Source organism: Pseudarthrobacter sp. MM222, from assembly GCF_947090775.1.
Lineage (GTDB): Bacteria > Actinomycetota > Actinomycetes > Actinomycetales > Micrococcaceae > Arthrobacter.
In genome coordinates this window covers 3,056,361-3,069,396 of record NZ_OX352321.1, presented here as the reverse complement: position 1 = coordinate 3,069,396, position 13,036 = coordinate 3,056,361, and the positions used below count along the sequence as shown (strand labels likewise).

Sequence of the window (13,036 nt, the reverse complement as noted above, 5' to 3'; positions counted from 1 at the left end):
GGGCCGCGTTCCGGCTCCGCTATGTGGTTAGCTAGGAACACCCCGGCATCCCGGGCGTTCCGTGGCCACGACCCCACCCGGCTGGCTGTCCACCCGCATGGAAGGCTGCTGTACACACAGTGGAAGAGACTTTGAAGATCATCGTGCTGGTCAAGCACGTTCCTGACGCCCAGTTCGACCGGCATCTGGCCGGCGCCGGCAGCACGATTGACCGTTCCGAGAGCATCCTCTCCGAGCTGGACGAATACCCGCTGGAGGCAGCGCTCCAGCTGATCGAGGCCCGCGGCGGAGAAGCGGCCGGCAACAAGGTGATTGCACTCAGCATGGGCCCCGCAGGTGCCGTCAACGCGGTGAAGAAGTCTCTGCAGATCGGCGCGACCGAGGGGGTGCACCTCAGCGACGAGGCACTCGCAGGCTCCGACGCCGCTGCGACCTCCCTGGCCCTGGCCGCGGCCATCCGGCACCTGGAAGCGGACCGGCCGGCAGACCTCATCCTGACCGGTATGGCCTCGACCGACGGGGAAACGTCGCTGGTCCCGGCCCAGCTCGCGGAACGCCTGGGCCGGCCGCAGGTCACCTTCGCTTCCTCGCTGGAGCTCGACGGCGGTAGGCTCACGGCCCGCCGCGACGGCGATTCCCATGCAGACACGATCGAAGCCACACTGCCCGCCCTCGTCTCGGTCACGGACCAGATCAACGACCCCCGGTACCCCAATTTCAAGGGCATCATGGCGGCCAAGAAGAAGACCATCACCACGCTGGCCCTCGCCGACATCGGCGTCGACCCGGCCCAGGTGGGCAAGTCCGGGTCGTGGACCTCCGTAGAAACCGCCGAGGCCCGCCCCCCGCGCACCGCGGGCACCATCATTACCGACGAAGGCGACGCCGGCATCAAGCTGGTCGAGTTCCTGGCCGCCCAGAAGCTGCTCTAAGGGGATCATCCGAACATGGCAAAAGTTCTCGTATTCATCGACAATCCCGGCCAGGCGCTGAAAAAGTCCAGCCTTGAGCTGCTCACCATTGCCCGGTCCCTCGGCGAACCGGCGGTCGCCTTCAACGGGGAACTGCACGACGACGTCGCGGCTGCCCTGGGCGCTTACGGAGCGCAGGCCCTTTACCGGCCCTCCGCCGCTGACCTTGACGACTACCTGGTGGGGCCGAAGGCGTCCTATCTGGCCGCTGCCGTGCAGACCTCCGGGGCCAGCGTCGTCCTGGCCGAGAACTCCGCCGACGGCAAGGAAATCGCGGCCCGGCTGGGCATCAAGCTCGGCGCTGGTGTGATCACGGACGTCGTGGCGGTGGACCCCGACGGAACGGCGCACAAGTCAGTGCTCGCCGGTTCCTACATGACCACGGCGAAAGCCACCACGCCCGTGGCCGTGCTCACGGTCAAGGCCAACAGCACCATTCCGGAGCCTGCCGTCACCGGCACGGCACCGGATGCCGTCACGATCGAGGTCCCGGACACGGCCACCGCCGCTTCGGCCCGGATCACGGCGCGCAATGAAAAAGCCGCCAGCGGCCGCCCCGACCTCTCCGAGGCGCGCATCATCGTGGCCGGCGGACGCGGTGTGGACGGGAATTTCGGTCCCCTGGAAGACCTTGCGGATGCGCTGGGAGCCGCTGTGGGCGCCTCCCGCGCCGCGACGGACGCGGGGTGGATCGGACACGACGCCCAGATCGGCCAGACGGGCAAAACCGTCTCGCCCCAGCTCTACATTTCCGCCGGCATCTCCGGCGCCATCCAGCAGAAGGCCGGCATGCAGACGGCCAAAGTGATCGTGGCGGTGAACAAGGACGCCGAATCGCCGGTCTTCGAGATCGCCGACTTCGGAATTGTCGGAGACCTCTTCAAGGTCCTCCCGCAGGCCACTGAAGAAATCAAGAAGCGCCGGGGCTGATTCGTTGAGCACCAATGCCACCACGGCGCAAAGCCCGTTCGACCCGGATAAATCCCGGATCGGACGGGTGCTTTGTTTCGCCGCGCACCCCGACGACATTGATTTCGGTGCCGCAGGCACCGTGGCCGCCTGGACCGCCGCCGGGGTTGAGGTCAGCTACTGCATCATGACCGACGGCGACGCGGGCGGCTTCGACCCGGAACAGCGGGACGAAATCGTCCGGCTGCGCAGCGAGGAGCAGCGCCGTGCCGCCGCCCTGGTCGGCGTGACGGACATCCACTACCTGCACGAGCGCGACGGTTATCTCGAGCCCACCCATGAGGTGATCCGGCAGGTGGTGCGGCTGATCCGCCAGCTGCGGCCCGACGTCGTGCTTGCCATGCACCCCGAACGAAACTGGAACCGGATCCAGAAGAGCCACCCCGACCACCTGGCGGTGGGGGAGGCCGTGACCCGGGCGGTGTATCCCGCACTGGAGAACCCGTTCGCCTACCCGGAGCTCGCCGCAGCCGGCCTCGAGGCCTACAAGCTGCCCTGGCTGTGGCTCTTCGCCGGGCCCGAGGAACGTGAAAACCACTTCGTGGACGTCACGGCCCAGGTAGACCGCAAGCTCGCCGCCATCCATATCCACGTCAGCCAGCACCCCGACGTCGAGGCGATGGAACGCACCGTGCGGGGCCTGATGGGCCAGACCGCCGAACGCGCCGGCCTGCCCGCCGGCCGCAGTGCCGAGGCGTTCCATGTCGTAACAGTTAACGGTCCCGGGACCATCGCGGGCTTCTAGTGTTGCCCCTTGCCTGCCCCTGCCATATGCTGGCCTCTGTTTAAATCATATTTATTATGGAAGGCAGACTTTAATGGCGAAGACTGCGCAACAACCCGTGCTCGTGATCATGGGTGTTTCGGGATCAGGCAAGTCAACGGTGGCCGGCCTCGTGGCCGGCCGGCTCGGTTGGGATCTCGCCGAAGGCGACGACCTGCACCCGCCGGCGAACGTGGCCAAGATGCAGGCCGGCGAGCCGCTGACCGACGACGACCGCTGGCCGTGGCTGGAATCCATCGCCGAGTGGATCCGGGCGCACACAGCGGCCGGAACGCCCGGCGTCGTGACATGCTCGGCGCTGAAGAAGCGCTACCGGGACGTCCTGCGCGGCGAAGGTGTGGTGTTTGTCTTCCTTGAGGGAAGCAAGGACCGCATTTCGGACCGGCTGGCCTCCCGGCACGGGCATTTCATGCCACCAGCCCTGCTTGCGTCCCAGTTCGACGCCCTTGAGGCGCCCACAGAGGATGAGACCTTTATCACCCTGTGTGTTTCCGCGACGCCCGCGGAGGAAGCACAGGAAATCATCGACCGGCTGGGTCTTGAAGCCGGCGGCGCCACCCGGCCGTAGCCGGCACCGCCGCCGTCCCACCAGTCATCTCAGCTAGGAACACGTTTTGAATTCTCTTATGCCCTTGCAGCTTCCCGCTGCCCTCGAGGCCTGGACCGGCCACGACACCCGCCTTCTGGTGGTCGCCGCCCTGGGCATCGCGCTCATCGTGGTGCTGATCGCCAAATTCAAGCTGCACCCTTTCCTCGCCCTCATTCTCGGCTCCGCCTCCGTTGGCCTCGCCTCGGGCGTGGAGCTGGCCAAAATCATCACCAACTTCGAGGACGGAGTGGGCGGCGTCCTGAAGGAAGTGGGCCTGCTGATCGCCCTCGGCGCCATGCTCGGCAAGCTGCTGGCGGACTCCGGCGGGGCCAACCGGGTGGTGGACACGCTGCTGGCGAAGGCCACGGGCAACAAGCTCGTCTGGTCCATCACGCTCGTGGCGGTCATTATCGGCCTGCCGATGTTCTTCGAAATCGGTCTGGTGCTGCTGCTGCCCGTGATCGTCCTCGTGACCCAGCGCTCCAAGATGCCCCTCATGCGCATCGCCATCCCCGCGCTGGCCGGCCTGTCCGTGCTGCACGGCCTGGTGCCGCCGCACCCCGGACCGCTGATCGCGATCAGCGCCGTCAAGGCCGAACTCGGCACCACGCTGGCGCTGGGCCTGCTCGTCGCCATTCCCACGGTCATCATCTGCGGGCCCCTGTTTTCCCGGCTCGCGGCGAAGTGGGTTCCCGTCGGCGCCCCCGCCTTCGCGGGCGGCATCGACACCCAGCACGGCGCGGACATGGAAGGCGTCAAGCGCCAGCCGAGCTTCCTCGTCACCCTGCTGACCATCATCTTCCCGGTGGTCCTGATGCTCCTGAAGGCCATCGTGGACATCATCTGGCCCGATGCCGCGACGGCGCCCGGGATCCGGGGCTTCTTCGACTTCGTCGGCCAGCCGCTCGTCGCCATGACTTTGGCCGTGCTGCTCGCGATCGTTACCTTCGGCTACGCGGTGGGCTTCACCGGCAACAAGATCACCGCGAAGATCGGCGCAAGCCTCGGCCCCATCGCCGCTATCCTGCTGATCGTCGGCGCCGGCGGCGGCTTCAAACAGACCCTCATCGGTGCCGGCGTCGGCGATGCCGTCAAGAAGTGGGCCGAGGGCACCAACATGTCCGTCCTCGTGCTCGGCTTCATCGTGGCCGTCGCATTGCGCCTGGCCACTGGCTCCGCCACCGTGGCGACCGTCACGGCGGCCGGCATCGTGGCGCCCCTGGCCAGCTCGCTCACTCCGACGCACGCAGCGCTCCTGGCCCTTGCCATCGGTGCCGGCTCGCTGTTCCTCTCGCACGTGAACGACGCCGGGTTCTGGCTTGTCAAGGAACTCTTCGGCCTGACCGTGGGCCAGACCTTCAAGACCTGGTCGGTGATGGAAACGCTGATCTCCGTGGTCGGCTTCGGCTTCGTGATGCTGCTCTCGCTGATCGTCTAGCGGAGCACGCCCGCAACCCCGCACGGACGCCACCACGGCCCAAAAAAGCCGCGCCGGCCTTGATCTCCTGACGGAGCCAAGGCCTGCGCGGCTTTGTCGTTGGTCCTGCTGCCGGTACTCGCTGTCCGGAACCGGCGCCCGAAGGCTACGCTCCCAGCGTGGCGGCGGCAACCGTCGGCATGGTCGGCGACGTCGAACCGCCTGCCGGCTCCACCGTGATGCCCAGGGCCGCAGCCGTGCGGATACCCTTGACGACCGCCGGCTTCGAGAGTGCCTCGGCGTCCATGAGGCCCTGTGATACCGGCGCCGAACCGTCCTTCGGGATCAGCCACATCTGATAGACCTTGCCGGGAGGCGGTGGCGGGACGTTGTTCATCTTGACCACCACCGCGTCCTTCGACGGGGAGACCGACACGGTGGCCGTGCCGCCGCCCGCCACGTCGACGGTAGCCTGGCGGATGTCACCGGCCTGCATGACCTGGTTAAGCGGATCATTCTGGTTCGCCACATAGGCGCCGACGCCGACCCCGCCCAGGGCGATGGCGGCGGCTGCCGCGACGCCCACGAGCCAGGTGCGCATGCCCTGCGGCCGGCGCCGTTCTTCCCGGCGACGGCGGGCCGCGTCCAGTTCATCGGTGGGGTGCGGCGCCGAGGATTCCTGGGCAAAGGGGGCGGGCGCGGTGGCCACCGGAGGTGCGGAGGGGGGCGTGGCGGCCGTCTGCTGGCCCTGTTCGGCATCGTGTACCGGCAGCGACGACAGAATGCGGTTCAGCAGTCCGGACGGCGGTTCGGCCTCCGCGGTGAAACTCGCCGCCAGTGTTTCCTGCGCCTGGTGCACCCTTTCGTTGAAAGCGGCGCGCTCTGCGGCCGGGGCCGAGGCGACATAGCGCTCGATGGCGGCGCGCTCGGCGTCGTCGACCGCATTGAGGGCGTAGACCTCCGCGAGGTCCACTGCCCTGCCCGAAGTGAGGTCGGTGGCGATGTCGGCCGCAAAGGCGCCGGGAACACGTGCGTTGTTGTGCGCATTCATCTCGGTCATCTCAACTCACCCCCAGACAGGTCTTCAGGCGGATCAGTCCATCGCGGATGCGGGACTTGATGGTGGGCACGGCAGCGTTGAGTCTTTCTGCGACTTCCCGGTACGTGAGCCCGCCGTAGTAGGCGAGCCGCACGGACTCCTGCTGCGTGTCCGTCAGCGTCTCGAGGCAGCGGACCACGGCCTCGGCTTCGAGCCGGCTGCCGACCTCGTCGGAGACGGAGTCATGGTCGATTTCCTGGCTGCTGGCACCGTATTTCGCCTCCCTGTCCGTGGAGGACTGGGAGGAACGGACCTTGTCCACGGCCCGTCGGTGCGAGATGGTCATCAGCCAGGCAAGCGGACTGCCGGCATCGGGATTGAACTTGGACGCGTTCTGCCAGACCTGGAGGAAAACTTCCTGCGTCGTGTCCTCGCTGAGTTCCGTATCGATCAGGACCCTGCGGGCCATGCCGTAAACGCGCCGCGAGGTGAGCTGGTAAAACTCGGCAAAGGCGGCCTGGTCACCCCGGGCGATCAGTTCCAGCAAGGAACCCAGTCGACGGTTGACGTCGGCTGACGTGCCGGGGGGAGCGGCGGCCTCGGGATTCGGGGCGTTGGGAGTGTCCATCACCTTCAAGCATAAGGCGCCGGGCGCCGATCCCGGGCCAGGATAGTCCGCCCAAGGAGCGCGACCGCCCGCGGCCCGGCGGTTTGGGCATCTGTCCACCTGCACTGTCGTCACCTGCAGTTCCTCGCTCCTCTCCCCGTGCTCCGTGCGGCTGCCCCGTGTACCGGGCTTCATAGGGGATTCGGCGCGGCGGCACGCCCGGATGGGCTGCAGCGGACGGAATCTTGCGTGCTTGGATCTGCTGCTAGAGCCGGGCCCCGGCGAAGCCGTTCTGGCGCCACGCCTCGTAGACCGCGATCGAGGCCGCGTTGGCAAGGTTCAGCGAGCGCAGGGCGGGCAGCATCGGCAGGCGGACGCGGGAGGTCACGTGGGGATCGTTCTTGAGCTCCTCGGGAAGCCCCACGGACTCGCAGCCGAACAGGAGAACGTCTCCCGGGCGGTAGCTGATGTCCGTGTAGGAGGCCTCGCCGTCGGAGGTGAAGGCGAAGACCCGGTCCGGTGCCAGCGCCTCCCAGGCCGCGTCGATGTCTCGGTGGACGGTCACGACGGCGAGGTCGTGGTAATCGAGGCCTGCGCGCCGCAGCTTGGCGTCGGAAAAATCAAAGCCCAGCGGTTCGACCAGGTGCAGCTGGGCCCCCGTGATCGCGGCCAGCCGGATGGCGTTGCCGGTATTGCCGGGGATTTCGGGGGCGTGGAAGAGGATGCGGAACACGGTCCCATCCTAGCGAGATGATGCCGTGCCGGATGCCGGCTAGTGCATTCCCCGCAGCAGCCGGGCGAGCACGGGCACAGCGACGGTGTTCGGCGCCGGGCCGGAGCTCAGGAACTGCTTGAGCCCGCGGGCCAGGCCGGCCGCATTCACCACCTGGACCGTTTCGTGCGCGCCGGAACGGCGGTGCCGGTCGATGACCGGTTCGTGCAGGTTGCCGTCGGAGCTGTGGACCACCGTCCAGCCCGTGACATTCAGCTCCGGAAAGATATCCTGCATCCGGCGCACCACATGGGCAAGCTGGGGCGGGGCGATCGAGCGCCCGCCGTGCGTCAGGGCGCCGCCGTTCCAGGCATAGGCCCCCGGCGGAAGCAGCATGGAGCCGACGATCGCCATCCGGTAGCCGGAGAGGACCACGTGGTCGATGTGGCTGTTGTCCGCCGGTGACTGCAGGCCGTTGATGAGGCGTGCGGCGGGGATGGCGGGGAGGATCTGCCGGCTGATCAGCTGCACCGTCCGCATCTCCCGCTGGATCCTGGCCTCCGCACCGAAAATCCCACGCTTCCGCGGCAGCCCGTGGACCTGCTGGCGCGCCAGTTCCTCGGGGATCAGCGGCACCTCGCCGGTCTGCGCATATTGCTCAAAGGGAGGGACATAGACCGGGGCGTCGGCTGCGGTATTCCGCGGCGTGTTAGGGCGCCGGACATTCGCCGAAGCACGGCTGCCGGCGGCCGGGGCATCAAAGTGGGCACCCTCGTCGTCGGACGGGACGGTGAAGGCGCCGCGGCCGCTGCCGTAGGACCGGTCGTAGTCGGCCCGGCTCTTGGCGTCGATCAGCGTCTCGTAGGCAAGGGTCACCCTACGAAAGGCCGCAGGGTCGCCACCATGGTCCGGGTGCGCAGTGCGGGCGGCCTTGCGGTAGGCCACCTTGATCTCCTTGTCCGTCGCCGTCACCGGGATGCGGAGGACCTGGTAATGCGAGCTGTTCCCCTGGGTCAACCAAGAATCCTTTACGTTGATGGCTCCGGCCCATCCTGGGCGTCCGGTATGGCCAGCTTAACCGGCTAGGGGAACAACGACCGCGCGGGCCCGGATGGTTCCCGCGGGGCAAGCCGGCCACCGCGCGGAGTTGGCGCTCCGCGGGCTTGTGGCGGCCCTACCGGAGCTTCCCCGGTGACAGCCGGTTCAGCGCCAGCGCTCCGACCAACAAACCGAAATCGCGAAGGGCCACATCGAAGAAGGCGCCCAGCACGAGCAGGTTGATGATGATGCCGAACAACCAGACGGCAACCAGCAGCGATCCGAAGCGGGGCCGGAACGCCACCGTGAGCCCGGCAACGATTTCCACGACGCCGACTGCGTACATGATGGTCTGGGCCGGAAGCGGGATCACGGACGTGGCCACGGGCGCCAGATAGATCGTCCAGTCAGCCATCAGATTGGTGAATTTGTCCAGTCCGAACAGTATGGGCGCCACGGTGAAGACCGTCCTCAGCAGCAGAAAGGCCTGCCGACCTGGTCCCTCGAGCAACGGACGGGTAGCGGTGGAACGGATTGTGGAGGATTCCATCTCAAGCTCCTTCTAAAAGTGAATAACTTGATTTTAGAACCGCTAGGGCTATTAAACAATGGATCTTGTTTTTAGAGTTAGAATGCCTCATGAGCACACTTCCCTGGCGGCGCAGGATGGCCGCCGTGGCCTCCCTCGGCGACGAGACCCGCCGGAAGTTGTTCGCTTTTGTTGCGTCAGCGGAGGAGCCGGTAAGCCGGAACGACGCCGCCGGCGCCCTGGGCGTGCCGCGGAGCACCGCGTCCTTTCATCTGGACCGGATGGTGCACGACGGGCTTCTTGCTGTGGAGTTCCGGAAGCTCGGGGGCCGGGAGGGCCCCGGTTCCGGCCGTCCCGCCAAGCTATACAAGGCCGGAGTCCAGGAGGTAGCCGCCTCCGTACCTGAGCGGAACTATGATCTGGCAGCCGAGCTGCTGGTCGCCGCGATCGAGGAGTCGACGGCGGCTGGCGTCCCTGCCCGCGAGGCGCTGCTCCGGTCCGCTTATGCGCGCGGGCGGGCCGCCGCGGACGGGAAGGATGCGGCGGCCTTTGCGGAGCTGCTGGCCGCGGAAGGCTATCGGCCCGAGGACGACGGTGCGGGCGGGTTGGTGCTACTGAACTGCCCGTTCCACCGGATCGCGGCCGGCCATGCGGACGTGGTGTGCGCCATGAACGGCGCCTTCCTGGGCGGAGCCGCCGCAGCTTGCGGCGTTGCCCCGGAATGCGTGGAGGCGCTGGCCATCGAGGACCTCCGTGCCAGCGGAGCCGCAGGGCCCGGGCAATGCTGCGCCCGGATCCGGCCGGCCTGAGCGCGCCCGGTTCAGGCTGCCTTGAGCCTGGACCGCCCCTTCACCCCGGTCAGCAGGACGCCCGCGATCACCATCAGGCCGCCTATGACCTGTACCAGGGTCAGCGGCGTCCCCAGCGCGACGGTGATGACGGCGGTGAAGACGACCATGAGATTGAGGTAGTTTCCCGCAGTGCCCGGCGGGGTGGACTTCAGCGCCAGGTTCCAGAGCAGATAGGCGCCAAGGGACGGGAAGACCGCGATGTAGGCAAGGGACCAGCCCTCGGCCGGGGTGTCGGGAAACTGCACGTTCAGGGCGAGGGCGAACGGTGCCAGGCTCACGGTTGCCATCACCACCTGGACGGCGGTAGCCGCGATGGCCGGCAAGTTCAGCCGGCGGGCAATGATCGTGTAGAAGCCCCAGACGATGATCGCGCCGATCATCAGGAGCTCGCCGGTGTTCATTGTGAAGCTGAGGAGCCTCTGAAGCTCGCCCCGCGTCAGCACGAGGAGCACGCCCAGGAGGCCGAGGCAAATACCGAGCCAGCCCAGTCGGGTCGTCTTCTCCCCGAGCAGGATAATCGCCATCACCACGATCAGCGCCGGGTTCGCTGCCGTGATGAGGGAGGCGTTCATGGCGGACGTGTAGCCGAGCGCCCCGTACAACAGCAGCGTGTAGCCGCTCATCCCCAGCATGCTCAGGACCAGGAGCGCCGGCCAGCGGCGCAGCACCGCGCGCCAGTCAGGCTTCTCGACGAACTGGGCCAGGAGCAGCAGCGGCATGGCCGCCAGGGCCCAGCGCCAGAAGGTGAGCTCCAGTGGCGTCATGGAGGCGACCGCGGCCTCGCCGACCACGTAGTTTCCGGACCAGAACAGGGTGGCCAGGACAAGGTAGAGGGACGCTTTCACCCGCTCGAATGTACACGAGCGGCGGGCCTTGCCAGGCTGCTTCGCCGGCAGCCGCCGCGGGTAGAATTGGGGCTGTGCCTGTTTATCTCGACCATGCCGCCACCACCACCCTCGCCCCGGAGGCGCTGGCAGCGCTGACCCGCGAATTGGCCCGCACCGGCAACCCCTCGTCGCTGCACGGCTCTGGCCGCCGGGCCCGCCGGGCTGTCGAGGACGCGCGGGAAGTGCTGGCTTCGGCCGCCGGGGCCCATCCCTCCGAAATCATCTTCACCTCCGGCGGGACCGAGTCCGACAACCTGGCGGTCAAGGGCCTGTACTGGGCACGTCGCGCCGAGAATCCGGACCGGACGCGCGTCCTGTGCTCCGCCGTCGAACACCACGCGGTGCTGGACACCGTGGAATGGCTGGAACGGCATGAGGGCGCGGACGTGTGCTGGCTCCCGGTGGATGCCGAGGGCGTCGTGGACCTTGCGGTGCTGCAGGCCGAACTCTCCCGCGATCCGGCATCGGTCTCCCTTGTCACGGTCATGTGGGCCAACAACGAGGTCGGCACCATCCAGCCCATAGCCAGGATCGTTGAACTGGCGCACGCCGCCGGCGTCCCCGTGCACTCCGACGCCGTCCAGGCCTTCGGCTCCGTGCCTGTGGATTTCCGCGGCACCGGCCTCGATGCCATGTCCGTCTCCGGGCACAAGATCGGCGGGCCCGTCGGCGTCGGCGCGCTCCTCCTGGGCCGCGCGGTGAAGCTGACCCCGGTCCAGCACGGCGGAGGCCAGGAGCGCGACGTCCGCTCCGGGACGCTCGACACCGCCTCGATTGCCGCCTTTGCTGCGGCTGCCGAGGCCGCCGCGGCGAAGCTCCCCGAGGAGGCCGTCCGGATCGCGGCGCTCCGGGACCGCCTGATCGACGGTGTCCTGGCGGCGGTGCCGGAGGCAGTGCTGCGCGGAGCCCCCGGGGCGGGGCGGCTGCCGGGCAACGCACACTTCACCTTCCCCGGCTGTGAGGGCGACTCCCTGTTGTTCCTGCTGGACCTCGCCGGCGTCGAGTCCTCCACCGGGTCGGCGTGCACGGCAGGTGTCCCGCGCCCGTCCCACGTGCTGCTGGCCATGGGCCTGGACGAGGCCGCGGCCAGGGGGGCGCAGCGCTTCACGCTGGGGCATTCCTCCACCGCGGAGGATGTCGACGCGCTGCTGGCGGCCCTGCCGGGTGCTTACGCCCGCGCCCGCCAGGCCGGCATGGCCGGGCACGAATCGAGCATCCAGACCGCCGGAACGCTCGCCCGCCAAACAGCCCGTCAGGCTGCCGGAAGAAGCTGATCCAGTGGAACCTCCGGATCGGCCAGGGCCTCAGGCGCCACCGGAGTCTTGGCTGCAATGAGCGCCTTGATCGCTTTCTGGGGTTTTGCGGACCGTGGCCAGTTGACGCTCATCCCGGCCACCACCTGGCCATCGCGCTGCCAGAACGCCACGAATTCCTTGGCATCCAGGGACCCTCGGATTACGGGCGGCCCGGAGACGAGGCTGGGGAATCCGGAGTATTCCATGCTGACGTCGAACTGGTCGGTATAGAAATACGGGATGGTGTCCAGCGCGGCGTCCTGGCCGAGCATCGCCTTGGCCGCCACTTTGCCGCCGTTCAGCGCATTGGACCAGTGCTCGCTGCGGTGGTGCTCCCCGGTGAACGGGTGCAGGGCATTGGCGACGTCGCCGGCCGCGAAGATCCCGGGAGCCGAGGTCCGCAGCGAGGCGTCCGTCAGGATCCCGTTGCGCATTCCGATCCCGGCGGCTTCGGCCAAGGCGCCATCCGGTACCACCCCCACGGCCACGACCACCAAATCCGCGGGAAGGACCTCTCCGGCGTCGGTCAGCACCCCGGTCACCCGTCCCGACCGTCCCTGGATTTCGGCCGCCGACGCCGGAAGCCGGAACCGCACACCGTTGGCTTCGTGCAGGGTACGGAAGAAGGAACCCAGCTCCGGCCCGATCGCCACCCCCAACGGCACCTCCTCCAACCCCAGCAGGGTGACGGCATTTCCGTAGCTGCTCGCGGCGGCGGCCAGTTCCATTCCGATCCAACCCGAGCCGATCATCACAATGTTCCGCCCGCCCTCGGCGAAACGGGCCCGCAGCCGGCGGCTGTCCTCCACGGTCCGGAAGGAGCTCACGCCGTCCAAGTCGTTGCCCGGCAGCGGAATGCTCCGGGGCCGCGCTCCGGTCGCGAGCAACAGCGAGGCATATTCCAGCCGGCTGCCGTCAGCCAGGCCCACTGTCCGCGCGGAGGGATCCAGTTGCGTCGCCGGGACTCCCAACCGCAGCTCGACGGCGTTTTCGTCGTACCAGCCCTCCGGCACCACGGGCAGCGCGTCATCCCCGGCCTTGCCCAACAGATACTCCTTGGACAGCGGCGGACGTAGGTAGGGGTAATGCCGCTCGCCGGCCAGCAGCACTACCGGTCCACTGAAGCCTTCCGTCCGCAGGGTCCTGGCGGCTGTGGCACCGGCCAGCCCGCCGCCGACGATCACGATGTCCTCAACAGCCATTTCCGCTCGACCCCCGCCGATGGCATTCTAAAACTGATAATCCTGACTTTAGAAGCGGGGGGCGCACCCGTCAAGGCTTTTGGGGGAGTAATCGGCGTGGCGATAGAATGGGGCGGCGGGCATTGTGTTAGTTCCGTGGCCAGCAA

At 67.9% G+C, this 13,036-nt stretch carries 14 protein-coding genes; 7 read left to right on the top strand and 7 right to left on the bottom strand.

From position 1 onward, the window contains the following. The first annotated feature begins 131 nt into the window (after positions 1-131). The 5 genes from OM977_RS13980 to OM977_RS13960 all read left to right on the top strand — a co-directional run bounded on the left by OM977_RS13980 (position 132) and on the right by OM977_RS13960 (position 4,751). Positions 132-932, top strand: a complete 801-nt coding sequence (locus OM977_RS13980; RefSeq protein ID WP_264357429.1) for an electron transfer flavoprotein subunit beta/FixA family protein — start codon at positions 132-134, stop codon at positions 930-932. Between the two features lie 15 nt (positions 933-947). Next, complete coding sequence (locus tag OM977_RS13975; protein WP_264354528.1) at positions 948-1,901, top strand: electron transfer flavoprotein subunit alpha/FixB family protein; 954 nt, start codon at positions 948-950, stop codon at positions 1,899-1,901. 4 nt (positions 1,902-1,905) lie between these two features. Continuing rightward, on the top strand, positions 1,906-2,685 hold the full coding sequence (locus tag OM977_RS13970; protein WP_264354527.1) for a PIG-L deacetylase family protein: 780 nt from the start codon (positions 1,906-1,908) through the stop codon (positions 2,683-2,685). A gap of 73 nt (positions 2,686-2,758) precedes the next feature. Continuing rightward, a complete protein-coding gene (locus OM977_RS13965) occupies positions 2,759-3,292 on the top strand; it encodes a gluconokinase (RefSeq protein ID WP_264354526.1) in 534 nt (177 codons plus the stop codon). 58 nt (positions 3,293-3,350) lie between these two features. After that, positions 3,351-4,751, top strand: a complete 1,401-nt coding sequence (locus OM977_RS13960; protein ID WP_264354525.1) for a GntP family permease — start codon at positions 3,351-3,353, stop codon at positions 4,749-4,751. Between the two features lie 145 nt (positions 4,752-4,896). Here OM977_RS13960 and OM977_RS13955 read toward each other — a convergent pair whose 3' ends face one another. The 5 genes from OM977_RS13955 to OM977_RS13935 form a co-directional block, all read right to left on the bottom strand. Then, positions 4,897-5,790 carry an anti-sigma factor gene (locus tag OM977_RS13955; RefSeq protein ID WP_264354524.1) on the bottom strand — a complete coding sequence of 298 codons (894 nt, stop codon included), beginning with the start codon at positions 5,788-5,790 and terminating at the stop codon, positions 4,897-4,899. Position 5,791: 1 nt separating this feature from the next. Next, on the bottom strand, positions 5,792-6,397 hold the full coding sequence (sigK, locus tag OM977_RS13950; RefSeq protein WP_264354523.1) for an ECF RNA polymerase sigma factor SigK: 606 nt from the start codon (positions 6,395-6,397) through the stop codon (positions 5,792-5,794). 244 nt (positions 6,398-6,641) lie between these two features. Continuing rightward, positions 6,642-7,109 carry a tRNA (cytidine(34)-2'-O)-methyltransferase gene (locus OM977_RS13945; RefSeq protein ID WP_264354522.1) on the bottom strand — a complete coding sequence of 156 codons (468 nt, stop codon included), beginning with the start codon at positions 7,107-7,109 and terminating at the stop codon, positions 6,642-6,644. Positions 7,110-7,148: 39 nt separating this feature from the next. Beyond that, positions 7,149-8,105, bottom strand: a complete 957-nt coding sequence (locus tag OM977_RS13940; protein WP_264354521.1) for a J domain-containing protein — start codon at positions 8,103-8,105, stop codon at positions 7,149-7,151. Positions 8,106-8,262: 157 nt separating this feature from the next. After that, positions 8,263-8,676: a hypothetical protein gene (locus tag OM977_RS13935; protein ID WP_264354520.1), complete on the bottom strand. Its 414-nt coding sequence runs from the start codon at positions 8,674-8,676 to the stop codon at positions 8,263-8,265. A gap of 89 nt (positions 8,677-8,765) precedes the next feature. Here OM977_RS13935 and OM977_RS13930 point away from each other — a divergent pair, with 89 nt between their 5' ends. Continuing rightward, entirely contained in the window at positions 8,766-9,464 is a 699-nt protein-coding gene (locus OM977_RS13930) for a helix-turn-helix domain-containing protein (RefSeq protein WP_264354519.1), read from the top strand. A gap of 11 nt (positions 9,465-9,475) precedes the next feature. Here OM977_RS13930 and OM977_RS13925 read toward each other — a convergent pair whose 3' ends face one another. Further along, positions 9,476-10,351 carry a DMT family transporter gene (locus OM977_RS13925; RefSeq protein ID WP_264354518.1) on the bottom strand — a complete coding sequence of 292 codons (876 nt, stop codon included), beginning with the start codon at positions 10,349-10,351 and terminating at the stop codon, positions 9,476-9,478. 74 nt (positions 10,352-10,425) lie between these two features. Between OM977_RS13925 and OM977_RS13920 the strand changes: the two genes are divergently transcribed. Next, positions 10,426-11,667 (top strand): cysteine desulfurase family protein, encoded by a 1,242-nt coding sequence (locus OM977_RS13920; protein WP_264354517.1) that lies wholly within the window; start codon positions 10,426-10,428, stop codon positions 11,665-11,667. Here the strand turns inward: OM977_RS13920 and OM977_RS13915 are convergent. Beyond that, positions 11,646-12,890 carry an NAD(P)/FAD-dependent oxidoreductase gene (locus OM977_RS13915; RefSeq protein WP_264354516.1) on the bottom strand — a complete coding sequence of 415 codons (1,245 nt, stop codon included), beginning with the start codon at positions 12,888-12,890 and terminating at the stop codon, positions 11,646-11,648. The genes OM977_RS13920 and OM977_RS13915 overlap by 22 nt on opposite strands. Between the last annotated feature and the right edge of the window lie 146 nt (positions 12,891-13,036).